This is a genomic window from Streptomyces sp. NPDC042346 (assembly GCF_055581845.1).
In genome coordinates this window covers 165,955-185,279 of sequence record NZ_JBVJEH010000006.1, presented here as the reverse complement: position 1 = coordinate 185,279, position 19,325 = coordinate 165,955, and the positions used below count along the sequence as shown (strand labels likewise).

Here is a 19,325-nt window from a genome sequence, read left to right as displayed (position 1 = left end):
AGAGCCTCCGGACCTCATGCGCCCGAAGGCGCCGTAAAACATGCAGTCCCGAGCACGGCCCCTGCGCGGCCCCCGCGCACGGACGCACCGACCGGGAGATCCGTCACAGCGTGACGGCCACGCACCCCCGATATCGTGAGCCCCAGGCAACGCCACCAGCCCCACCAGCACCACCAGCCGCTCCACCGCAGCAGCGGCCCCGCACCCTCACAGCCTCTCCGAGGAGCCGCCCACCCATGGCCGAGCACACCGAGATCGCGGCGCACCCCGCCTACCCCGTCGGTCTGCGTCTAGCGGGCCGACGCGTCGTCGTCCTGGGCGGCGGCCAGGTCGCCCAGCGCCGGCTGCCCGCGCTGATCGCCGCGGGCGCCGAGATCACGCTGATCTCCCCGTCCGCGACCCCCTCCGTGGACGCGATGGCGGAGGCCGGCGAGATCACCTGGGTGAAGCGGCGGTACGAGGACGGTGACCTCGCCGACACCTGGTACGCACTCGTGGCCACCACCGACGCGGCGGCCAACGCCGCGGCCTCCGCCGAGGCCGAGCGGACCCGCACCTGGTGCGTGCGCGCCGACGACGCCGAGGCGGCCACCGCCTGGACCCCGGCGACCGGCCGCGACGCGGGCGTCACGGTCGCGGTGCTCACCGGCCACGACCCCCGCCGCTCCGCCGCCGTGCGCGACGCGATCGTCGAGGGCCTCCGCGACGGCTCGCTCGCCGCACCCGCGCACCGCTCCCGTACCCCCTTCGTCGCCCTGGTCGGCGGCGGCCCGGGCGACCCGGACCTGATCACCGTTCGCGGCCGCCGGCTGCTCGCCGAGGCGGACGTGGTCATCGCCGACCGGCTGGGCCCGCGCGACCTCCTCGACGAGCTGCCCCCGCACGTCGAGGTGATCGACGCGGCCAAGATCCCTTACGGCCGTTTCATGGCCCAGGAGGCCATCAACAACGCGCTCATCGAGCACGCGAAGGCCGGGAAGTCGGTCGTCCGCCTCAAGGGCGGCGACCCCTTCGTCTTCGGCCGGGGCATGGAAGAGGCCCAGGCGCTCGCCGTCGAAGGCATCGCCTGCACGGTGGTCCCCGGCATCTCCAGCTCGATCTCGGTCCCGGGCGCGGCCGGCATCCCGGTCACGCACCGCGGGGTGGCCCACGAGTTCACGGTGGTGAGCGGGCACGTCGCTCCCGACGACCCGCGCTCGCTCGTCGACTGGGCGTCCCTCGCGAAGCTCACCGGCACCCTCGTCATCCTCATGGGCGTCGACAAGATCGGAAAGATCGCCGAGGCGCTCATCGCACACGGCAAGAACCCGGAGACCCCGCTGGCGCTGGTCCAGGAGGGCACCACGGCGACCCAGCGCCGGGTGGACGCCACGCTCGCGACGGTCGCCGAGACCGTCAAGGCCGAGGAGGTCCGCCCGCCGGCCGTCATCGTCATCGGAGACGTCGTCACCGAGGGCCCGGACAAACTGGTGAAGTGACCCGGGCCGGTACCGAGAGGTAACCCGACCCGGTCGCACACCGCCGCACACATTGGCACGACACCCCGGACAAGGCAGTATCACCCCGTGGCCGAACTCATCACGATCGACGACCCCGACGACCCGCGCCTGCGCGACTACACCGGCCTGACCGACGTCGAACTCCGGCGCAGACGCGAGCCCGCCGAAGGCCTGTTCATCGCGGAGGGCGAGAAGGTCATCCGCCGGGCCAGGCAGGCCGGGTACGAGATGCGGTCGATGCTGCTCTCCGCCAAGTGGGTCGACGTCATGCGCGACGTCATCGACGAGGTCCCGGCGCCGGTGTACGCGGTCCAGCCGGACCTCGCCGAACGGGTCACCGGGTACCACGTGCACCGCGGCGCCCTCGCCTCCATGCAGCGCAAGCCGCTTCCGGACGCGACGGAGCTGCTCGCCGGCGCCCGCCGGGTGGTGATCATGGAGTCGGTCAACGACCACACCAACATCGGCGCCATCTTCCGCAGCGCGGCCGCGCTGGGCATGGACGCCGTCCTGCTCTCCCCGGACTGCGCGGACCCGCTCTACCGGCGCTCGGTCAAGGTGTCGATGGGCGCGGTCTTCTCCGTCCCGTACGCCCGCCTGGACACCTGGCCCCGCGGCCTGGAGGCGGTACGGGAGGCGGGCTTCAAGCTCCTCGCGCTCACTCCGGCGGAGAAGGCGACGTCGATCGACGAGGCGGCCCCGCACCGGCTGGAGCGGGTGGCGCTGATGCTCGGCGCGGAGGGCGACGGCCTGTCGACGCAGGCGCTGCGCGCGGCCGACGAGTGGGTCCGGATCCCGATGGCGCACGGCGTCGACTCGCTCAACGTGGGCGCGGCGGCGGCGGTGGCGTTCTACGCGGTGGCAACGGGCCGCCCGGAGTCCTGAAAGACAACCACCCACCACCCACCACCAAGCCGACGGGAAGGTCCCACGACCTCCCGGTCGGCTTGTGGTCGTTCGAGGAAGGCCTCAGCCCTGCAAGGCCTGCGCGGCGGCGATACCCAGGGCGACGACCAGCGTCACGACCACGAAGACGAAGAGGCGCTGCCGCAGCAGGCGGGGGTTGGCGGGACGGCGGCCGGTCGACGTCGAGCGGCCGCCCGGCCGGGTGCCGGGACGGGACTGGGGAGCGCGCGAGCCGCCGGTCCGGGGCCCTGCCGAGGGCCGTGAGGCCGGTGCGGCGCCCCGCGCCTGCCCCCGCTGCTCGCGCTCCGCGTCCCGCTCGGGGCCCTGGCCGCGGGTGTCCCGCTCCGTGTAGCGCTCGGTGGGCCGGACGACGTTCCGCTCCTCGGCGCGCTCGCGCTGGACGGGCGGACGGGAGGCGGGCAGGCCCTGTGCCTCGCGGGCGGCGATCTCCTTGAGCCGCATCGACAGCTGGAGGGTGCTGGGACGCTCCTCGGGGTCCTTCGCCAGGCAGGCCCGGATGAGCGGGGCCAGGGCGTCGGGGACTCCGTGGAGCTGTGGTTCCTCGTGCACGACCCGGTAGAGCATGACCTCGGAACTGCCGTGCCCGAAGGGCGAGTCGGCCATCGCCGCGTACGCCAGCGTGGCACCGAGCGAGAACACGTCGGTGGCGGGGGTGACGGCCGCGCCGCGCACCTGCTCGGGGGCGAGGAAGCCGGGGGAGCCGACGGCCGTACCGACATGGGTCAGGGTGCTGGCCCCGGTGGCCCAGGCGATGCCGAAGTCGATGATCCGGGGGCCCTTGGGGGAGAGCAGGATGTTCGAGGGCTTCAGGTCGCGGTGGACGACGCCGGCCTCGTGGACGGCGACCAGGCCCTCAGAGAGCGCGGCCCCGATCGAGGCGACGTCGGCGGCGCGCAGCCCGCCCTCCTCGGCGACCCGGTCGTGCAGCGAGGGGCCGGGCACGTACTGCGTGGCGAACCAGGGGCGCTCGGCCTCCAGGTCGGCGGCGACGAGCCGGGCCGTGCAGCCGCCGCGGATCCGCCGGGCCGCGGACACCTCGCGGGCGAAGCGCGACCGGAACTCCTGGTCCTCGGCCAGGTCCGGCCGGATCACCTTGAGCGCCACGCGCTGACCGCGCCGGTCGGACCCGAGGTACACGACCCCCATCCCGCCGGCCCCCAGCCTGCGGTGGAGCCGGAACGACCCGACGATCCGCGGATCCTCGCGCCGGAGCCGCATCATCGCCATGTCCGTCCCCTCGTCCGTTCGACGTGGCACAGCTTACGTAGTGGCGCCCGAACGTGCTCATAGGCCGCGCCCTCGCACCGGGATCGATTGTCAGTGCTGAGGGGGAAGGGAAGAAGCCGAGCAGAGCCGGACCCGGCCCAACCCCCCTTCTCCACAGATCACTTGACGAAGGGTCGACAAGGGCACGACAAGCCCCTGCGGACGGCTTCCCGGGCCTCGGGGGCCCGAGACGAGGAGAAGGCCCGGTGAAGTGAGCGATGTCACGCCCGGTGACCTGCCCGGACGGGCGGACCCCTCCGGGAACACCCCCACTTCCGGACCGTCGTCTCCACCCAGGGGAGTACGTCGCGCGGCCGGGCGTCATCCTCCGGGAGGCCCGGAAGTCGGTACGCGGGCATGACGTCCCGGCGCCGCCCGATCCCTAGTGTTGTTGTCAGCGGCGGGTGCAGCACTCGTCCCCCGAGGTCACGCACCCGCCGCGCCAGACACGACAGGAGAGGAACCATGGCGTACACGGCACCGCGGTCGACCACCAGCCCTTCGGGCCGTCGTCACCCCTTGGTGGCCACGGCCATGGTCCTCCCTCTCGCGGCCCTGCTGGTGGTCGTCTTCGGCGGCTGGGAAGCAGTGGTCACACAGGCGTCGTCCGTGGGCGTGATGTTGGGGCGCTGAACAGCGCCCGGACCTGGGAGAGCGGCCCGGGTCGGGGACATCCGGCCATCAACCCCGTGGGGACGGGGGTGTGACGGACGGCAGCGTGAGGCCGGTCAGCTGGGGAGCTGACCGGCCTTCGCGCTTCCCGGAACGGGGTCCCTCCACCCGGTCGTCGCCGACCGCCGCGTACGCTCCCCGCGTGGACCCCGCCGCCAGGCCCTCACAGGCCACCCCAACCCCAACACCACCACCGCCGGCCCGGCTCGACCGCCTCGCTGCCGTGGCACGCGCGGCGGCTCACCGCCCCGGCGAGCCCTGCCACTGCGCGAGCGGCCTGATCGGCGTGCTCGCCGACCGGGAGGACGGGACGGTCGTGCGCCACGGGGCCCTGGTGGCCAAGGCGCACGCCCCCGACACCGACCCCGAGGCGCACCGTGCCCGCCTGGCCCTCGCCGCCCACCCCGACGTCGACGGCGTGCTCCTCCCGCCGCTCCCGCTCCCGGTCCCGAGGCAGACAGGGACCGAGGCCGGGTCCGAGGCCGACGGCCGCACCGTCACGGTCTGGCCGTACGGATCGCCCGTCGCCCCGGACGACCCCGACGCCGCTCCCTGGGAGGACGCGGCACGGCTCCTGGCGCTGCTCCACCGCACGGCGCCCCCGCCGGCCCTCGCGGCGCGGCTCCCGGCGATGCGGGCCCCGCTCAAGGTGTCGCTCGCGGTGGACCGCATGCGCAGGACGGCGCCGGACCACCCGGCCGCCGCCACCGTGCTGAGCGCCTGGCGGACGACCCCCGACGCCGGCGCGTCCGGTCCCCGGCTGCTCTGTCACGGCGACTTCCACCTCGGTCAACTGGTGCGCGAGCCCCGGCCGGTCGGCGACGGCCCCTGGCGGCTCATCGACATCGACGACCTCGGCGTCGGCGATCCCGCGTGGGATCTGGCCCGCCCCGCCGCCTGGTTCGCGGCCGGCATCCTGCCGCCGGAGGTGTGGTCCCGTTTCCTCGGCGCGTACCAGGAGGCGGGCGGCCCGGCCGTCGGCGCCGATCCATGGGTCCAACTCGACGTCCCGGCCCGGGCGCTGACGGTCCAGACGGCGGCCCTGGCCGTCGCCAAGTCCACGGCCGAGCGCCGGCCGCTCGACGAGGTCGAGGGCGTGATGATCGACACCTGTGCCCGTATCGCCGGGTACCGAACCGAATCGGCCCCTTCGGCGTCCACGTAAGGTGAAGCCACCATTCGAACGGCAATGTCAGGGAGTTGAGCCGAGCATGCAGTGTCCCAAGTGCCATGCGGCCATGCACACGTACAACCGCAACGGCGTCCAGATCGAGCAGTGCAGCGGCTGCCGCGGGATATTCCTGGACTTCGGCGAGCTGGAGGCCCTGACCCGCCTGGAGTCCCAGTGGTCCCAGCAGGCCCCGCCCGCCCCGCCGGCGGCCTACCCGGCGCAGCCCGCCCCCGCGGCCCCCGCCTGGGGTGCCCCGCACCAGGGCGGCCACCACGGCGGTCACTACCGCCAGCGCGGCTTCGGCCGGATGCTCTTCTCCTCCTGAGGATCCCGAGCACGAAGAAGCCCCCGGCCGCGGCCGGGGGCTTCTTCAGGTGGTGCGCGATACTGGGATTGAACCAGTGACCTCTTCCGTGTCAGGGAAGCGCTCTCCCGCTGAGCTAATCGCGCGGGGTTGTGCACACGTCGTATCCGAAGATACTCCATACTGCGTGCGCGATACTGGGATTGAACCAGTGACCTCTTCCGTGTCAGGGAAGCGCTCTCCCGCTGAGCTAATCGCGCGGGTGGTGGACACGTCGTGAACGACGGTGCCGGGTGCTGTGTGCGCGATACTGGGATTGAACCAGTGACCTCTTCCGTGTCAGGGAAGCGCTCTCCCGCTGAGCTAATCGCGCGGGGGATCCGGAGATCCAGGATCCGAAGATCCAGTGGACGATACTGGGATTGAACCAGTGACCCCTTCCGTGTCAGGGAAGTGCTCTCCCGCTGAGCTAATCGTCCTTGGAGGTGGAGACGGGATTTGAACCCGTGTAGACGGCTTTGCAGGCCGTTGCCTCGCCTCTCGGCCACTCCACCAGGAGTGATAACAGGGGTTCGGGAAGATCCCCCACATCGAGCGGACGACGAGATTCGAACTCGCGACCCTCACCTTGGCAAGGTGATGCTCTACCAACTGAGCCACGTCCGCTTGTCGTTTCCGTTCCGCTTGCGCGTCCCGGCGACGTGTTGAACTCTAGCGGATTCCTGGGCCAGTACAAAAACGCGTTTCCGCAGCGTGCTGACCTGCGGGCCGATCGGGGTGCCCGGCCGGACGCCCCGGAGGGTTCGCGCGGCGTTCACTCGCCGTGTTCCCCGGGTGGCACGGAGCCCCGGCGCACACGCCCCGCGCACACGACCCGGGGACCCGCTCCACCCGACCTAGACTCGATGCGTGCACGACTTTGCTCCCCTGGCCCGCTTCGGCGGCCTCGTCGCGACCGATCTCCGGGACGTCACCCATGACCCCGAGGCCCTGGACTCCACCGGCTTCTGGGCCGTCTGCGCGGACTTCGAAGGCCGTCTGACCTGCGCCCGCTTCGGCGATGTGCGGGCCGACCCGGTTCCCGCGCCCGTGCCGGGCGCCTGGCGGGGCCCCGGGACCGGCGACTGGACGTCCTCGCTCGACCGCGCCGCGTACACCGCGGGCGTCCGGCGCGTGCGCGAGCACATCGCGCGGGGCGAGGTCTACCAGGCGAACCTCTGCCGGGTGCTGACCGCGCCGCTGCCGGACCCGGCCGCCGCCGACGTCGACGCGCTGACCGCGCTGCTCGCGCGGGGCAACCCGGCTCCCTATGCCGGAACGATTCGGCTGCCCGCCCACGGCGTGGAGATCGCCACCGCCTCCCCGGAGCTCTACCTCCGCCGCGAAGGGGCCCTGATCACCTCAGGTCCCATCAAGGGCACCGGCCGGACCGCGGCCGACCTCCTCCCCAAGGACCACGCCGAGAACGTGATGATCGTCGACCTGGTCCGCAACGACCTGGGACGCGTCAGCGAGACCGGCTCCGTCGCCGTCCCCGCCCTCTGCGCGATCGAGGAGCACCCCGGCCTCGTCCACCTCGTCTCCACGGTCACCGGCCTCCTGCGCGAGGACGCCGGCTGGCCCGCGCTCCTCGACGCGACCTTCCCGCCCGGCTCCGTCACCGGCGCGCCCAAGTCCAGCGCCCTGCGGATCATCGAGGCCCTGGAGGCCGCCCCCCGCGGCCCGTACTGCGGAGGCATCGGCTGGGTCGACGCCGACGCGGGCACCGCCGAGCTGGCCGTCGGCATACGCACCTTCTGGATCGACCGCCCCGAGGGCGTCCTCCGCTTCGGCACCGGCGCCGGGATCACCTGGGGCTCCGACCCGGAGCGCGAGTGGGAGGAGACCGAGCTGAAGGCGTCCCGGCTGGTCGCGATAGCGTCGGGCGCCTACGAGTCAGGCGCCTACGAGGCGAGCGGAAAGGCCATCTCTCGATGAAACTCTGGGTCAACGGCGGACTGCACGACGCGGAGGCCGCCCTGGTCTCCGTACTGGACCACGGGCTGACCGTCGGCGACGGCGTCTTCGAGACCGTCAAGGCCGAGCGTGGCGAAACGTTTGCTCTCACCCTCCACCTGGAGCGCCTCACCCGCTCCGCCCGCGGTCTCGGCCTGCCCGAACCGGACCTCGACGAGGTCCGCCGCGCCTGCGCCGCCGTCCTCGCCGCCAACCCGATGGAGCTCGGCCGGCTGCGGATCACGTACACCGGCGGTCTCTCCCCGCTCGGCTCGGAGCGCGGCGACGCCGGCGGCAGCCTCGTCGTCGGACTCGGCGAGACCGTCCGCCGCGCCGACTCCACCGCCGTGATCACCGTGCCCTGGACCCGCAACGAGCGCAGCGCCCTCGCGGGTCTGAAGACCACCTCGTACGCGGAGAACGTCGTCGCCCTCGCCAGGGCGCGCGAGCAGGGGGCCTCCGAGGCGCTCTTCGGCAACACCGTGGGGCAGCTCTGCGAGGGCACCGGCTCCAACGTCTTCGTCGTGCTCGACGGCACGCTCCACACCCCGCCCGTCGCCTCCGGCTGCCTCGCGGGCATCACCCGCGCCCTCGCCGTGGAGTGGACCGGTGCCGAGGAGACCGACCTGCCGCTGGACGTCCTGGAGACCGCCGACGAGATCTTCCTGACCTCGACGCTCCGCGACGTCCAGGCCGTGCACCGCGTCGACGGGCGCACGCTCACCGGTGCTCCCGGGTCGGTCACCGCCAAGGCCATGCGGATCTTCGACGAGCGCGCGGCCCAGGACCGGGACCCGCGCCTGGCGTGAACGGCCCGGCGTGAACGGCCGCGCCTGAACGGCCGCGCGTGCACGGCCCCATTGACAGGCCCCGGGTGAACCGTCGCGCGTAAATCCGGATGACGGACCGCCCGAGGGTGGGTAGAACACCCATGATGACCACCACCCTGCGGCCGGCCGAGCCGCTTCAGCAGACGCCCGACGGCGGCCGTTCCCGTACCTACGACGTGTGCGTGAACAGCCGCCGCGTCGGTTCCGTCCATCTTTCGACCGATCCGGGCTTCGGTGCCGCCTCGGGGGTGATCCGGGGACTCCGGGTCGACGAGCCGGACCGGCGGCGGGGCCGGGGCACGGTCGCCGCGCTCGCCTCCGAGGAGGTGCTGCGGGGCTGGGGCTGTGTCGAGGTGCAGATATCGGTGCCCGCCGACGCGGAGGCGGGGCTGCGGATGGCCCGGGCGCTCGGCTACACCGAACGCAGCCGGAACATGGTCAAGGAACTGGCCGCCGAGCCGCCGGCCCTGCCGGAGGGCGTCGAGGTCCGGCCCATGACCGGCAGCGAGTTCACGGAATGGGAGGCGCGGGCCAAGGAGGCCTTCGCGCAGAGCTGGATCGACCGCGGCGTCCCCGCGGACCAGGCCCGCGCCAAGGCCGACGACAGCCACCGCCGGTACCTCCCGCAGGGCCTGGCCACCCCCGGCATCGCGATCCACGTGGTCGTCCGGGACGGGCGGCCCGCCGGCTTCCTGTGGACCGGCCGCATCGAGCTCGAACCGGGACGGTGGACCGCCTTCGTGTACGACATCGAGGTCGCGGAGGAGCAGCGCGGCCGCGGCTACGGCCGGGCCCTCATGCTGCTCGCCGAGCGGGTCGCGCGGGAGACCGGGGACGAACTGCTCGGACTCCACGTCTTCGCGGGCAACACCCCGGCCATCCGGCTCTACGAGTCCCTCGGCTACCGGACCACCTACGTGAACAGCGCCAAGGACCTTCTGTAGGGGGTCGGTCAGCCCTTCAGGAGGCGGTCGGCGATCTCCGCGATCCGCTGCCGCAGGCCGTCCTGGCTCTGGCCGCCGTCGAGGCGCTCGCCGTCGATCACATAGGTCGGGGTGCCGGTGACCTTGATCGCCTTGCCCTCGGCCTCGTCCGCGTCGACGGTCAGCAGGTGGCGCCCGTCGATCAGCGCGGTGTCGAACTCCTCGGCGTCGAGACCCAGTTCGGTCGCCACCTCCAGGAGCACCGGCTCGCCCCGGTCTCCGAGCTCGGCGGTCCTGGCGAGCAGCGCCTCCACGTACGGCCAGCCCTTGCCCTGCTCGAAGGCCTCCTCGGCGGCCTGGGCGGCGGCGTACGCGTGCTTGTGCTTCGCCAGCGGGAAGTGGCGCAGCTGTACGTCGAGGCGGTCGCCGTACGTCTCGCGCAGGGCGCGGACGTCGTCGAGGGCCACGAAGCAGTCGGGGCACTGGAGGTCGAACCAGGCCTCCAGGACGACGGGGGAGGCGGGCGCGGTGGTGGAGTCGTTCATGCCAGCAGTGTCCCTCACCGGGCCCTGGGGAGGAGATCCGGCCGTGGCGACCCCGAGATCTCCCTGAGAAGGGCCCCGGGACGTGGCCCCGGGTGCCCTCGGCGGTGCAGGATGGAAGGGACGTATCACCCGGACCAGGAGGATCGCATGCTCGCCGAGACCATTTGCTCCGCGGCGGCCGTGGCGGGCCTGGGCATCGCCGGGATCACGGCGTACCGGAAGCGCTACCTGTCCGCCGCCCGGATCGCCGCCTACGCCCTGGTGCCGCTGGGTCTCGTGATGACCGGCGCCGTGGCCTGGATCGCCGACACGGCCTTCAGCCCCGTGGCCTGGGCCGGGTTCGGCGTGCTCGGTGGCGCCTGGCTGCTCCTCTCGTCCACGCGGGCCGTCGAGCGGCGCAGGGGCGGCCGCAAGGAGACCACCGGGGGAGCGGAGCGGCCCGCCGTGGCCCCGGCCGCTTCCTCGCCCTCGCGCGCCGTGGCGCCGAAGCCTCAGGCCGGCCAGGCCCGCCAGGCCGGCCAGCCTGCCGGCGAGGACTTCAGCGACATCGAGGCGATTCTGAAGAAGCACGGAATCTGATCACTTCTGGCGGTTCCCGTTCCCGTGATCCACGGGAAGGGGTGAAGACCTTGCCATGGGGCGTGTTTCGGGATTTCCCGGGCGGGGTGTGCGTCATCATCCCCCCGAGATGCTGGATACCTCGCGGGAACCCGTCCCCGCCGCACCCGATGCCGCCGGCGCTGCCGACCTCCCCGTGGAAGAGCCGCGCGGCTGTCTGTTCGCGCTCTCCCAGCCACCGCTGATGATCTTCCTCGCGGTGATCGGCTGTCTGCTGCTCACGGCCGCCGTGCACGACCTCTTCATGCTGTGAGCGGGCCGAGGGGGCGCCTCGGCCGTCAGCCCGCGGCTTCCTTGCGGCGCGCCCGGTACGCGGCCACGTGCAGGCGGTTTCCGCAGGTGCGGCTGTCGCAGTAGCGGCGCGAGCGGTTACGGGACAGATCGACGAAGGCCCGGCCGCAGTCCGGCGCCTCGCAGCGCCGCAGCCGCTCCTGCTCGCCCGCCACGACGATGAACGCGAGGGCCATGCCGCAGTCGGCGCTGAGATGGTCCGCCACCGAGGCGCCCGGCGCGAAGTAGTGCACGTGCAGGTCGTAGCCGTCGTGGTCGGTGAGCTGCGGAGTGGTGCCCGCCGCCGCCACGAGCTGGTTGATCAGCGGGGCCGCGATGCGGGGTTCGGGGGCCGAGAAGACCGCGGCGAACTTCTCGCGCACCTCGCGCACGGCCCGCAGGTCGTCGGCGCCGAGCACGCCCACGTCGCTGATCTTGTGGGCGTGGACGAAGGTCCGCAGCCCTTCGAGGTCCGCGAGCTCGTCGGGACGGTCGCCCTGGGGTGACGTGTTCATCAGATCGACGACGGTGTCGAGGGCGATCCGGGTGTCGTGGGGGATCAGCACGATTCGCTCCCTGGCCGGCCGCGGGCGGGCGCCCGCGGAATGGCGCTGACTCTAGCGCGGCCGGGAAAGGGACAACGGCGCCCACCACCGCGCCGGCTGCGCGGTGGGGAACGCCGTCGTCGTGCCTATGTGACTGCCCACGCGGCGCCGTCGCCCCGAGTCGGACGGCGTCGTGCGGCTCTCGGCCTGGCTCAGCTGTCCGCCAGGATGTGGGAGAGCTCCGTATCGAGATCGAAGTGCCGGTGCTCGGTGCCCGGTGGCACGGCGGCGTCGGTCCTCTTCAGGAACGACTCCAGAGCCCGCGCCGGGGCCTCGAGCAGGGCTTCTCCCTCGGGTGAGCTCAACGCGATGCAGACGACTCCCTGGCCGTGACTACGGGATGGCCAGACGCGGACGTCGCCCGTGCCGGTGGGCCGGTGCAGCCCCTCGGCAAGAAGGTCGCGGGCGAAGACCCACTCGACCGTCTCTTCGGCTCCGGTGTGGAAGGTGGCGTGCACGGCATACGGATCGGCCGTGTCATACCGCAGGCCCGCGGGTACAGGCAGTGAGGACTCGCTCGACACAACGAGGCGCAGGTGCAGCTCGCAGCTGACCGTGGTGTTCATAAGCGCCAGGGCCTTTCGCTCAGTGTGCGCTCGGGGATTCGCACGTCGGCGAAATCGACATGCCACCTCCAGTGCCGTTGTAAACCCCTCTGTCGGTTTTGTGATCGTTCAGGTAGCTCGGATGGCGGTATGTAACTTTGGGTAATACCGCCATACCGGTTGGCCCCTCGCGTCCGGTAAGTTGGGGGGTATGCATGCGGAGAGTGACGAGCGCACAGGGGATTCCGCAGCCGGCCAGGAAGCCGAATTGGGATCCCGCGCACCGGAGTTCATCAAGTCCCGACGAGGCCTGCACCTGAGCTGGCAGGTCGGTGTCTTCATCGTCGGACTGGCCGTGGTCGGCGCGGGCATCGTGATGCTGCCGCTGCCCGGGCCCGGCTGGCTGGTCATCTTCGGCGGCATGGCGATCTGGGCGACCGAGTTCGTCTGGGCACAGCTCGTGCTCCGCTGGACCAAGCGGAAGGTCACCGAGGCCGCCCAGCGCGCCCTCGATCCCAAGGTCCGCCGCAGGAACATCATCCTCACCACCATCGGCCTGGTGATCATCGCCGCCGTGCTCGCCGTCTACCTCTGGAAGTTCGGCTTCGTCATGCCGTGGAAGATCGACGAGTGACCTTCCGATGGTTCGGGAGCCCCGCTGACATGGGGTAATGTTTGCGGTGCGCCCGGGCGATTAGCTCAGTGGGAGAGCACTTCGTTCACACCGAAGGGGTCACTGGTTCGAACCCAGTATCGCCCACCACCCGGCCCGAAGGCCCGGAGACGGACACCGTCTCCGGGCCTTCGGCGTTCCCGGTGCGTCACCGCATCCGCGCCAGCCGCTCCCGCAGCCGCCGGGCGTCCCGCAGCCGCTGCTCGTAGGTGGCGCCCACCGCGAGCAGCAGGAGCCCGGCGAGGGCCGGCGGCAGCCAGCGGGGCAGCGCGCCCACCGCCTGCACGACGTACGGGGCCAGCTCGTGCAGCCCGTCCAGGGCCAGCACCGCGCCGCCCAGCACGAGCAGCGCCTGGAGCCGGAACCGCGCGCCGACGAGCGTCACGACGAGCGCCGCGACCCCCAGGAGCAGCGGGCGCACCCAGTCCGGGTCCACCCAGGCCGCGAGCAGGCCCGGCAGCAGCGTCGCCGCGAGACCGGGGCCGTACGCCGTCCAGGACGAGGCCTCCGGGTCCCGGCGCCGCCGCAGGAAGCCGACGACCAGCGCGGGCACCGTCACCGGCAGCGTGTACGCCTCCGGGGTCGTCACGTCCGAGACCGCGAGCCGCACCCAGGTGGCGAGGAGGAACAGGACCGCCGCCGTCCACGAGGCGAACCGACGCCGCTCCGGCCGGACCGCCGTCGCCGCCGCGATCACTCCGCCGAGGGCGAGCGCGAGCGCGAGGAACGCGGGCCGGGACGCGGCGATCCCCAGGGCGAGCAGCCCCACGGAGGCGCCGGAGATCTCGGCCGCCAGGGCCACCGGGCCCGTACGCGTCCGGGAGCCCAGCGCGGCGGTGGCCGCCGGGACCAGGAGCAGGGCGAGCGCCGTCCAGTGGTCCTCGAACCCGGCGGCGGCCGCCACCGCGAACACGATGCCCGTCGCCGCGAACACGGCGACGCAGGCGGACACCACCCGGCGCGCGCCCTCCCCGAGCACGGCGACACCTGCGAAGAGGCCGAGCAGCACCCCCAGCGAGGCGAAGGTGGCCCCGCGGACGTCCAGGGCGAGCGCGACCGCGCTCACGGCGGACGCGAGCCCGCCGGCGTACCCGCACCAGCCGAGCACGGCACGGGGCTCCAGGACGCCCGCCCGCGTCCGGGGCTGCCGGGGCGACCAGGTGCCCCACGGGGACCCGGGGCCGGGGAGCGGCGGCACGGCGGGCCCGGAGGGCTGTCCGGCCGCCGCGTCCGGCGCCTCGCTCTGCCGCAGTCCACGCAGGAGCGGGCCGGGGCGGACGGCGAGCGTGAGCGCGGCCGCCGTCGTGAGGAGCTGGAGGACGAGCGTCGGCGCGTACGGCAGCTCCAGGGAGACCGGCAGGGCCGTCAGGAGCGACCAGACCGCCGCGAGCGCGCCGCAGCGGGCCCACAGCCGGGGGACGGCCGCGAGCGCGAGAGCGGTCACGAGGAGGACCAGGGCGGCGGTCGCCGGGTACGAGGTCAGGGCGCGCTCGGCGTGCTCGCCGGACCACACGTCCGTCGTGCGGCCCGCCGGCCCCAGCAGACCCGCGGCGGCGGGCGGCAGCGCCCACAGGGCACCGAGCGCCACGACCCCGGCCCCGGCGGCGGCCAGCCCGAGCCGGACGCCGCGCGGCAGCCACGCGGTCCCGGGTGCTGTGCCCGCGGGAGCGTCGGCCTCCGGGCCTGGGTGACGTGCGTCGGCGGGAGCACCGGACTCCGGGCGAGGGTGTGCGGCAGCGGGAGCACCGGGCTCCGGCGAGGCGGCACCCCCGGTCGCCGGCGGGGTCGGTGCCGGACCCGCGGCCGTCCGGTCCGCGGCGCCGGACGTCCCCGCGCGCCACACCGACGCCAGGGCGAGACCGCACAGCACGTACCCCGGGACCGCCCAGTCCGCCGGGAGCGCCGCGCGGAGGAGGCCGCCGAGGGCGGCCACCGCCGACAGGCCCGCGAGCGCCGAGGCCGCCGGCGCGAGCGGGGGCCGGCGCCAGGCCACGTACAGGGTCAGCGCCGTACCCGCCAGGAGGAGCGGCGCGCCGCTCCACGGGGAGGTCAGGGAGAGCCACGCGCCCGTCAGGAGCGACCAGGCGCCCAGCGCCGTCGCCCCGGTGGTCGCCGTGATCCGGACCGCCGCCGGGCGGGTGGTCCACAGTGCCAGCGCGACGTCCGCCGCGACCGTGACCAGTGCCGCCCAGGCGAAGGTCGTCGGCCCGCCCCCGGCCGCGAGCACGCCGAGCGGCAGCGGCAGCTGGGCCGCGACCACGGCCACCGGCAGCGGGATCCGCAGCCGGGGGAGCGCCGAGCCGTACGCCGTCCACACGCCCGCGAGGACCGCGGACGCGACCGCCGCGTAGCCCAGGCCGTCGGTGCCGGCCAGCGCCACCCGGTGCAGCGCGTACGCGTCGAGGACCATCAGGACGAGGCCCAGGGCCCCCACCGACTCGGCCGTCGAGACCAGACCCCTCCGCAGCAGCACCACCGGCGCGGCCAGGGCCGCCGAGGTCACCACGAGCAGCACCGCCGCGCGGCCGCCGATGCCCATCGAGCCCCAGCTCACCAGCGTGAAGGCGACCGCGGCGATCGTCAGGAGCGTTCCGCCGAGCGTCAGCAGCACGTTCTGCGCGCTCCGCGGGGTCGAGTCCGCGACCGCCCTGGTCGCCGGCCACAGCGGCGGCGCCGCCGTGGCCGGCGCGTACAGCGCCCGGATCAGCCAGGCCCGGCGGGCCAGCAACTGGGTCCGGCGCGCGTCGAGTTGCGCCAGCTCGCGGTCGACGAGCACCAGCTCGTCCGCGGGCGGCAGGGAAGTGTCCATACCCGGAGTGTGGCCCCGGCCACAGGTGACGGGAATGCGTCGCCGTACTCAGATCCGGGCCTGAGTACCCCAGACTGGGGGCATGGACTGGTGCCGGTACCGCTTCCGGAGTGTCTGGCGGCTCGCCGCCCCGCCCGACGCCGTCTACGCCGTGCTCGAACGCGGCGCGGAGTACCCGCTCTGGTGGCCCCAGGTCCGCGAGGTCGTCCCCCTCGACGACACCACCGGCACCGCCCGCTTCCGCTCCTTCCTCCCGTACGAGCTCGTCGTCACCGTCCGCGCCCTGCGCAGCGACCCCGGCGCCCGGATCCTGGAGGTCGGCCTCGGCGGGGACCTTGAAGGGTGGGTCCGCTGGACGCTCACGGCGGAAGGGGCCGGTACCCGCGCCGTGTACGAGCAGGAAGTGGAGGTCCACGCCCGGCTCCTGCGGGTCCTCGCCGTCCCCGGACGGCCCGTCTTCCGGGCCAACCACGCGCTGATGATGCGGAGCGGCCGACGCGGACTCGCCGCCCGTATGAAGGGGTCGCTCGAAGAGCGCCGATGAGGGGCGGTGGTCGGCGGTGGTCGGGCGACGGGCGGGCGGTTTGAAGGAAACCCGCGCGGGCCTGTATGGTTCAACCCGTTCCCGGGCGATTAGCTCAGCGGGAGAGCACTTCGTTCACACCGAAGGGGTCACTGGTTCGATCCCAGTATCGCCCACCGGGAAAGGCCGGTCCGTCGAAAGACGGACCGGCCTTTGTCATGCGGCCCTTTGCCGTGCGGAAGCCGCGTCGGCCCGCCCCATGTGTCAGGCCGCCGTGCGCAGTTCCGGCCGCAGCGGCCATGCCGGGTCCACCGTCTCCGGCGTCCCCTGCCGCGTGAACCACGCCTGGAGCCCGCGCGCCTGGGCCGCGTGCCACACCGCCTGGAGCGTGTGGAGCTCCGCCGGGGTCAGCCGTTCGAGCCGGGACGAGAATCGCCGCGCCACCGCCCGTACGACCTCCAGCGACGCCGTCGCGTCGGCCGCCGCGTCGTGCGCCCCGGCCAGCTCCACCTCGTAGTGCGCGCAGAGGTCGGTGAGCGTGCGGCGGCCCTTGCGGTACCGGTCCAGGTGCTTGTCCAGGACCCGCGGGTCGAGCACGCACAGCGGCGAACTCCCCAGGTAGGTCCCCAGCGACGACGCCCGGTGCCGGCGCAGCTCCCGGTCCAGCATCGTCAGGTCGAACGGTGCGTTCATCACCACGAGCGGCCGCCCCGCGGCGGTCTGGTCGGCGAGCGCCCGTGCCAGCTCCTCCATCACCGGAGCCGGCCACCGGCCGTTCCGCTGGAGGTGATCGTCCGTCAGGCCGTGGATCGCGGTGGCCTGCTCGGGCACGGCTATGCCCGGATTGACCAGCCAGCGCGTCACCCGCGGACGCGCCCCTGACGTGTCCTGCACGACGAGGGCGGCCGAAACGATCCGGTCCTCCTCGACGTCGACTCCCGTGGTCTCCGTGTCGAAAGCGGCCAAGGGCCCTTCGTACCAGTGCGTTGTCATCCCCGAACTCCTCGCACCCCAGCGGCAGATGGCCAACCCCCTGCCCGAAACGGTGATACCCGCACTGTTTGCGCCGTACGCGGACCGGTGACAACACCAGGGACGGGGAAGGAAATCGACATGGCGCTCGCCCAGCCCGAGTCGGGAGGGCTGCCGCCCCAGCGGGCAGCATCGACGCGCGGCTCACTCGCCACCACCGCCTGCATGGAGACCCTCCAGGTGGGCTACCTCCACGCGGTCGCCGCGGCGGCCGGCTGTTCGCTGTCCCAGCCGTTTCCGGACAACGGCATCGACTGGCACGTCAGCCACGGCTCTCCCGCACACACCGTCGACGACGAAGTGACCATCAAGGTGCAGCTCAAGTGCACCTACCAGATACCGCCGCACCCGCCGGGAAACGCGTTCTCGTTCACCCTGGACAACGACCACCTCGTGAAGCTCGCCAGGACGCCGGTGTCCGTCCACAAGATCCTGGTCGTGATGCTCGTCCCGAGGACGCAGGAGGACTGGCTCAGGGCGAGCCACGACCGGCTCGACCTGCGGCACTGCTGCTACTGGATCAACCTGGCCGGACACCCGGTCACGGGACGCCGCCGGACCACGGTGCGCATCCCGACGGCGCGGATCTTCGACGACCGGGCGCTCTGCGAGATCATGACCCGGGTCGGCGTGGGAGGGAGACCTTGATGCACCGACCGATCGACGACCCCGACGGCGGGTACGGAGCCGGTGGCGGGTACGGAACCGGTGGCGAGGGCGGCGGGCGCGGTTCCGGCTCCGTACCGCCGCCCTACCGGCCCCACCCGGCGCCCGGCGACACCCCCGGGCCCTGGACCGGGATCCCCGCACCGCCCGCGGGGCCCTGGGCCGACACGCAGGGCCCGCCCGACCCCGGGCGGGTCGACCCGCGCGTCCTCGGCGCCCTCCTCGCCCGCCACGGCTGGCGGCGGCGCGGCGGGGCGGCCGGACGCTACAGCCGCTGGACGCCGCCCGGCGGCCCGGGCGGCGGCACGGGAAGCGGCGGCACCAGCCTGCTCGTCCCGGAGAGCCGGGCCTTCCCGGACTGCGAGGACCTGCTGGGCGAGGCGCTCGCCGCCCTGGCCCACAGCGGCACGCCGTCCGCGCGCGAGGTCCTCACCGGCCTCACCGTCCCCAGCGACGAGATCCGCTGGTGGCGCGACGTACCGCCGGGCCCGGCCGGCACGGTCCCCTGGACGGTGCAGGAACAGCTCAGGTCGGCGGCCCGCCAGCTGCTCCTCGCGGGCGCCCTCGCCGTGCGCGGCCGGGCCGGATACCACGGCGCCCGCCACCGCAGGCCCGCCCAGGCCTCCCTGGAGACCGTCGTCGTGGGCGCGGCGCCCGGCGGGCGCGGCCTGACCGCCTTCCTGCCCGTCGAACCGGGCCGGCCGATCGCCGTCCGGCTCTACCACGCGCTGTACGCGGCCCGGGAGGCCACCGACTACCAGCGGGCCACCGGCGGCATGGAGGCCTTCGACGCCGCCGTCGAGGCGGGCGTCAGCCGCGAGCTCACCGAGGCCCTCGTCGCCCTGGTCCGGGGCACCGAGGGCGCCAGGATCGCCCTCGAATGGGCCCCGGCGGCCGGAGCGCCCGAGGGGTGCGCCGCCCGCCCCGAACCCGTCGAGTTCTCGCCGGGCGACCTGCCCGCGCTGCGCGAGGCGAGCGCCCGCTACCTGACGGACGAGCCCTCCGTACCGGTACGCATCACGGGGGCCGTCGTCCGCATGCGGCGCTCGGGGCCGCGCGGCGACGGCACCGTCCGGCTGCGGGTGCTCGGCGGGGCGGAGGTCCCGCACGTCCGCGTCACCCTCGGCGAGGAGGCGTACCGCACCGCCGTCCACGCCCATCTCGTCGGGCTCCCCATCAGGGTCGTCGGCCGTCTGGAGAGCCGGGGCGGCTTCCGGCGCCTCACCGACGCCTCCGGGGTCGTCCCCGTGCAGGTGGACGAGGCGGAACGGGACCGGCTGATGAAGTCGCTCCACGAGAACCTCGACTTCTTCGAGGAGGCGTGCGGCCCGGACGAGGGGTGACGGAGCTGATGGGTGGTGCGACGGGTGGGTCGCGGGGCGGGAGAAATGGTTGCGCGGGCGGGCCGGTCGGCTCGGTAAGATCGGCGTGATGCGGCACCTCGTCTCTGTC

At 73.6% G+C, this 19,325-nt stretch carries 20 protein-coding genes and 8 tRNA genes; 16 read left to right on the top strand and 12 right to left on the bottom strand.

Annotated features, from left to right (window positions below; all coding sequences use genetic code 11):
• The first annotated feature begins 236 nt into the window (after positions 1-236).
• Positions 237-1,478 carry a uroporphyrinogen-III C-methyltransferase gene (gene cobA / locus ACZ6K0_RS24715; protein WP_469234649.1) on the top strand — a complete coding sequence of 414 codons (1,242 nt, stop codon included), beginning with the start codon at positions 237-239 and terminating at the stop codon, positions 1,476-1,478.
• A gap of 87 nt (positions 1,479-1,565) precedes the next feature.
• Positions 1,566-2,384 carry a TrmH family RNA methyltransferase gene (locus ACZ6K0_RS24710; protein WP_317593825.1) on the top strand — a complete coding sequence of 273 codons (819 nt, stop codon included), beginning with the start codon at positions 1,566-1,568 and terminating at the stop codon, positions 2,382-2,384.
• A gap of 84 nt (positions 2,385-2,468) precedes the next feature.
• Here ACZ6K0_RS24710 and ACZ6K0_RS24705 read toward each other — a convergent pair whose 3' ends face one another.
• Entirely contained in the window at positions 2,469-3,653 is a 1,185-nt protein-coding gene (locus tag ACZ6K0_RS24705; RefSeq protein WP_376411301.1) for a serine/threonine-protein kinase, read from the bottom strand.
• 504 nt (positions 3,654-4,157) lie between these two features.
• On the opposite strand from ACZ6K0_RS24705, the gene ACZ6K0_RS24700 reads away from it, so the two are divergent.
• From ACZ6K0_RS24700 to ACZ6K0_RS24690, 3 genes are all read left to right on the top strand, one after another.
• Positions 4,158-4,325 carry a hypothetical protein gene (locus ACZ6K0_RS24700; protein WP_024758747.1) on the top strand — a complete coding sequence of 56 codons (168 nt, stop codon included), beginning with the start codon at positions 4,158-4,160 and terminating at the stop codon, positions 4,323-4,325.
• Positions 4,326-4,587: 262 nt separating this feature from the next.
• Positions 4,588-5,529 carry a phosphotransferase gene (locus ACZ6K0_RS24695; protein WP_469234652.1) on the top strand — a complete coding sequence of 314 codons (942 nt, stop codon included), beginning with the start codon at positions 4,588-4,590 and terminating at the stop codon, positions 5,527-5,529.
• Positions 5,530-5,575: 46 nt separating this feature from the next.
• The gene (locus ACZ6K0_RS24690) at positions 5,576-5,860 is read left to right on the top strand and encodes a TFIIB-type zinc ribbon-containing protein (RefSeq protein ID WP_376411295.1); all 285 of its coding nucleotides are present in this window, start codon (positions 5,576-5,578) and stop codon (positions 5,858-5,860) included.
• A gap of 50 nt (positions 5,861-5,910) precedes the next feature.
• Here the strand turns inward: ACZ6K0_RS24690 and ACZ6K0_RS24685 are convergent.
• From ACZ6K0_RS24685 to ACZ6K0_RS24660, 6 genes are all read right to left on the bottom strand, one after another.
• A tRNA-Val gene (locus tag ACZ6K0_RS24685) sits at positions 5,911-5,985 on the bottom strand.
• A 42-nt stretch (positions 5,986-6,027) separates the two neighbouring features.
• Positions 6,028-6,099 (bottom strand) — tRNA-Val (locus tag ACZ6K0_RS24680).
• A 41-nt stretch (positions 6,100-6,140) separates the two neighbouring features.
• Positions 6,141-6,212, bottom strand: a tRNA-Val gene (locus ACZ6K0_RS24675).
• 34 nt (positions 6,213-6,246) lie between these two features.
• A tRNA-Val gene (locus ACZ6K0_RS24670) sits at positions 6,247-6,318 on the bottom strand.
• Between the two features lies 1 nt (position 6,319).
• Positions 6,320-6,393: transfer RNA gene (locus ACZ6K0_RS24665), tRNA-Cys, on the bottom strand.
• Between the two features lie 39 nt (positions 6,394-6,432).
• Positions 6,433-6,505, bottom strand: a tRNA-Gly gene (locus ACZ6K0_RS24660).
• A 243-nt stretch (positions 6,506-6,748) separates the two neighbouring features.
• Between ACZ6K0_RS24660 and ACZ6K0_RS24655 the strand changes: the two genes are divergently transcribed.
• The 3 genes from ACZ6K0_RS24655 to ACZ6K0_RS24645 all read left to right on the top strand — a co-directional run bounded on the left by ACZ6K0_RS24655 (position 6,749) and on the right by ACZ6K0_RS24645 (position 9,608).
• The gene (locus ACZ6K0_RS24655; RefSeq protein WP_469234654.1) at positions 6,749-7,816 is read left to right on the top strand and encodes a chorismate-binding protein; all 1,068 of its coding nucleotides are present in this window, start codon (positions 6,749-6,751) and stop codon (positions 7,814-7,816) included.
• The gene (locus tag ACZ6K0_RS24650) at positions 7,813-8,643 is read left to right on the top strand and encodes an aminotransferase class IV (RefSeq protein ID WP_469234656.1); all 831 of its coding nucleotides are present in this window, start codon (positions 7,813-7,815) and stop codon (positions 8,641-8,643) included. Before ACZ6K0_RS24655 ends, ACZ6K0_RS24650 begins: the two co-directional genes overlap by 4 nt.
• A 125-nt stretch (positions 8,644-8,768) precedes the next feature.
• A complete protein-coding gene (locus tag ACZ6K0_RS24645) occupies positions 8,769-9,608 on the top strand; it encodes a GNAT family N-acetyltransferase (RefSeq protein ID WP_376411285.1) in 840 nt (279 codons plus the stop codon).
• A gap of 8 nt (positions 9,609-9,616) precedes the next feature.
• Here the strand turns inward: ACZ6K0_RS24645 and ACZ6K0_RS24640 are convergent, their stop codons facing one another.
• Positions 9,617-10,132 (bottom strand): DsbA family protein, encoded by a 516-nt coding sequence (locus ACZ6K0_RS24640; protein WP_376411282.1) that lies wholly within the window; start codon positions 10,130-10,132, stop codon positions 9,617-9,619.
• 147 nt (positions 10,133-10,279) lie between these two features.
• Between ACZ6K0_RS24640 and ACZ6K0_RS24635 the strand changes: the two genes are divergently transcribed.
• Positions 10,280-10,711, top strand: a complete 432-nt coding sequence (locus ACZ6K0_RS24635) for a hypothetical protein (RefSeq protein WP_469234659.1) — start codon at positions 10,280-10,282, stop codon at positions 10,709-10,711.
• A 109-nt stretch (positions 10,712-10,820) separates the two neighbouring features.
• Positions 10,821-11,003 carry a hypothetical protein gene (locus ACZ6K0_RS24630; protein WP_376411277.1) on the top strand — a complete coding sequence of 61 codons (183 nt, stop codon included), beginning with the start codon at positions 10,821-10,823 and terminating at the stop codon, positions 11,001-11,003.
• 25 nt (positions 11,004-11,028) lie between these two features.
• Here the strand turns inward: ACZ6K0_RS24630 and ACZ6K0_RS24625 are convergent, their stop codons facing one another.
• The gene (locus ACZ6K0_RS24625) at positions 11,029-11,586 is read right to left on the bottom strand and encodes a CGNR zinc finger domain-containing protein (RefSeq protein WP_376411274.1); all 558 of its coding nucleotides are present in this window, start codon (positions 11,584-11,586) and stop codon (positions 11,029-11,031) included.
• A gap of 191 nt (positions 11,587-11,777) precedes the next feature.
• The gene (locus ACZ6K0_RS24620) at positions 11,778-12,191 is read right to left on the bottom strand and encodes an SsgA family sporulation/cell division regulator (RefSeq protein WP_015032345.1); all 414 of its coding nucleotides are present in this window, start codon (positions 12,189-12,191) and stop codon (positions 11,778-11,780) included.
• A 190-nt stretch (positions 12,192-12,381) separates the two neighbouring features.
• Here ACZ6K0_RS24620 and ACZ6K0_RS24615 point away from each other — a divergent pair, with 190 nt between their 5' ends.
• Positions 12,382-12,804 carry a TIGR02611 family protein gene (locus tag ACZ6K0_RS24615; RefSeq protein ID WP_376411271.1) on the top strand — a complete coding sequence of 141 codons (423 nt, stop codon included), beginning with the start codon at positions 12,382-12,384 and terminating at the stop codon, positions 12,802-12,804.
• 54 nt (positions 12,805-12,858) lie between these two features.
• A tRNA-Val gene (locus ACZ6K0_RS24610) sits at positions 12,859-12,933 on the top strand.
• Between the two features lie 58 nt (positions 12,934-12,991).
• Here the strand turns inward: ACZ6K0_RS24610 and ACZ6K0_RS24605 are convergent.
• On the bottom strand, positions 12,992-15,652 hold the full coding sequence (locus ACZ6K0_RS24605; RefSeq protein WP_469234661.1) for an SCO7613 C-terminal domain-containing membrane protein: 2,661 nt from the start codon (positions 15,650-15,652) through the stop codon (positions 12,992-12,994).
• Positions 15,653-15,734: 82 nt separating this feature from the next.
• On the opposite strand from ACZ6K0_RS24605, the gene ACZ6K0_RS24600 reads away from it, so the two are divergent.
• Together ACZ6K0_RS24600 and ACZ6K0_RS24595 are read left to right on the top strand one after the other, a co-directional pair.
• On the top strand, positions 15,735-16,196 hold the full coding sequence (locus ACZ6K0_RS24600) for an SRPBCC family protein (protein WP_376411265.1): 462 nt from the start codon (positions 15,735-15,737) through the stop codon (positions 16,194-16,196).
• A gap of 83 nt (positions 16,197-16,279) precedes the next feature.
• Positions 16,280-16,351, top strand: a tRNA-Val gene (locus tag ACZ6K0_RS24595).
• 88 nt (positions 16,352-16,439) lie between these two features.
• Here the strand turns inward: ACZ6K0_RS24595 and ACZ6K0_RS24590 are convergent.
• Complete coding sequence (locus ACZ6K0_RS24590) at positions 16,440-17,168, bottom strand: 3'-5' exonuclease (RefSeq protein ID WP_376411262.1); 729 nt, start codon at positions 17,166-17,168, stop codon at positions 16,440-16,442.
• 120 nt (positions 17,169-17,288) lie between these two features.
• On the opposite strand from ACZ6K0_RS24590, the gene ACZ6K0_RS24585 reads away from it, so the two are divergent.
• The gene (locus tag ACZ6K0_RS24585) at positions 17,289-17,855 is read left to right on the top strand and encodes a DUF4365 domain-containing protein (protein ID WP_376411259.1); all 567 of its coding nucleotides are present in this window, start codon (positions 17,289-17,291) and stop codon (positions 17,853-17,855) included.
• Positions 17,855-19,216, top strand: a complete 1,362-nt coding sequence (locus ACZ6K0_RS24580) for a hypothetical protein (protein WP_469234663.1) — start codon at positions 17,855-17,857, stop codon at positions 19,214-19,216. Before ACZ6K0_RS24585 ends, ACZ6K0_RS24580 begins: the two co-directional genes overlap by 1 nt.
• Positions 19,217-19,325 lie beyond the last annotated feature (109 nt).

Excerpts from the sequence above, each read along its gene's own strand:
- cobA (WP_469234649.1), top strand. The coding sequence starts at position 237 with ATGGCCGAGCACACCGAGATCGCGGCGCACCCCGCCTACCCCGTCGGT.
- ACZ6K0_RS24705 (WP_376411301.1), bottom strand. The coding sequence starts at position 3,653 with ATGGCGATGATGCGGCTCCGGCGCGAGGATCCGCGGATCGTCGGGTCG.
- ACZ6K0_RS24700 (WP_024758747.1), top strand. The coding sequence starts at position 4,158 with ATGGCGTACACGGCACCGCGGTCGACCACCAGCCCTTCGGGCCGTCGT.
- ACZ6K0_RS24690 (WP_376411295.1), top strand. The coding sequence starts at position 5,576 with ATGCAGTGTCCCAAGTGCCATGCGGCCATGCACACGTACAACCGCAAC.
- ACZ6K0_RS24650 (WP_469234656.1), top strand. The coding sequence starts at position 7,813 with ATGAAACTCTGGGTCAACGGCGGACTGCACGACGCGGAGGCCGCCCTG.
- ACZ6K0_RS24645 (WP_376411285.1), top strand. The coding sequence starts at position 8,769 with ATGACCACCACCCTGCGGCCGGCCGAGCCGCTTCAGCAGACGCCCGAC.
- ACZ6K0_RS24640 (WP_376411282.1), bottom strand. The coding sequence starts at position 10,132 with ATGAACGACTCCACCACCGCGCCCGCCTCCCCCGTCGTCCTGGAGGCC.
- ACZ6K0_RS24635 (WP_469234659.1), top strand. The coding sequence starts at position 10,280 with ATGCTCGCCGAGACCATTTGCTCCGCGGCGGCCGTGGCGGGCCTGGGC.
- ACZ6K0_RS24630 (WP_376411277.1), top strand. The coding sequence starts at position 10,821 with ATGCTGGATACCTCGCGGGAACCCGTCCCCGCCGCACCCGATGCCGCC.
- ACZ6K0_RS24620 (WP_015032345.1), bottom strand. The coding sequence starts at position 12,191 with ATGAACACCACGGTCAGCTGCGAGCTGCACCTGCGCCTCGTTGTGTCG.
- ACZ6K0_RS24615 (WP_376411271.1), top strand. The coding sequence starts at position 12,382 with ATGCATGCGGAGAGTGACGAGCGCACAGGGGATTCCGCAGCCGGCCAG.
- ACZ6K0_RS24605 (WP_469234661.1), bottom strand. The coding sequence starts at position 15,652 with ATGGACACTTCCCTGCCGCCCGCGGACGAGCTGGTGCTCGTCGACCGC.
- ACZ6K0_RS24600 (WP_376411265.1), top strand. The coding sequence starts at position 15,735 with ATGGACTGGTGCCGGTACCGCTTCCGGAGTGTCTGGCGGCTCGCCGCC.
- ACZ6K0_RS24590 (WP_376411262.1), bottom strand. The coding sequence starts at position 17,168 with ATGACAACGCACTGGTACGAAGGGCCCTTGGCCGCTTTCGACACGGAG.
- ACZ6K0_RS24585 (WP_376411259.1), top strand. The coding sequence starts at position 17,289 with ATGGCGCTCGCCCAGCCCGAGTCGGGAGGGCTGCCGCCCCAGCGGGCA.
- ACZ6K0_RS24580 (WP_469234663.1), top strand. The coding sequence starts at position 17,855 with ATGCACCGACCGATCGACGACCCCGACGGCGGGTACGGAGCCGGTGGC.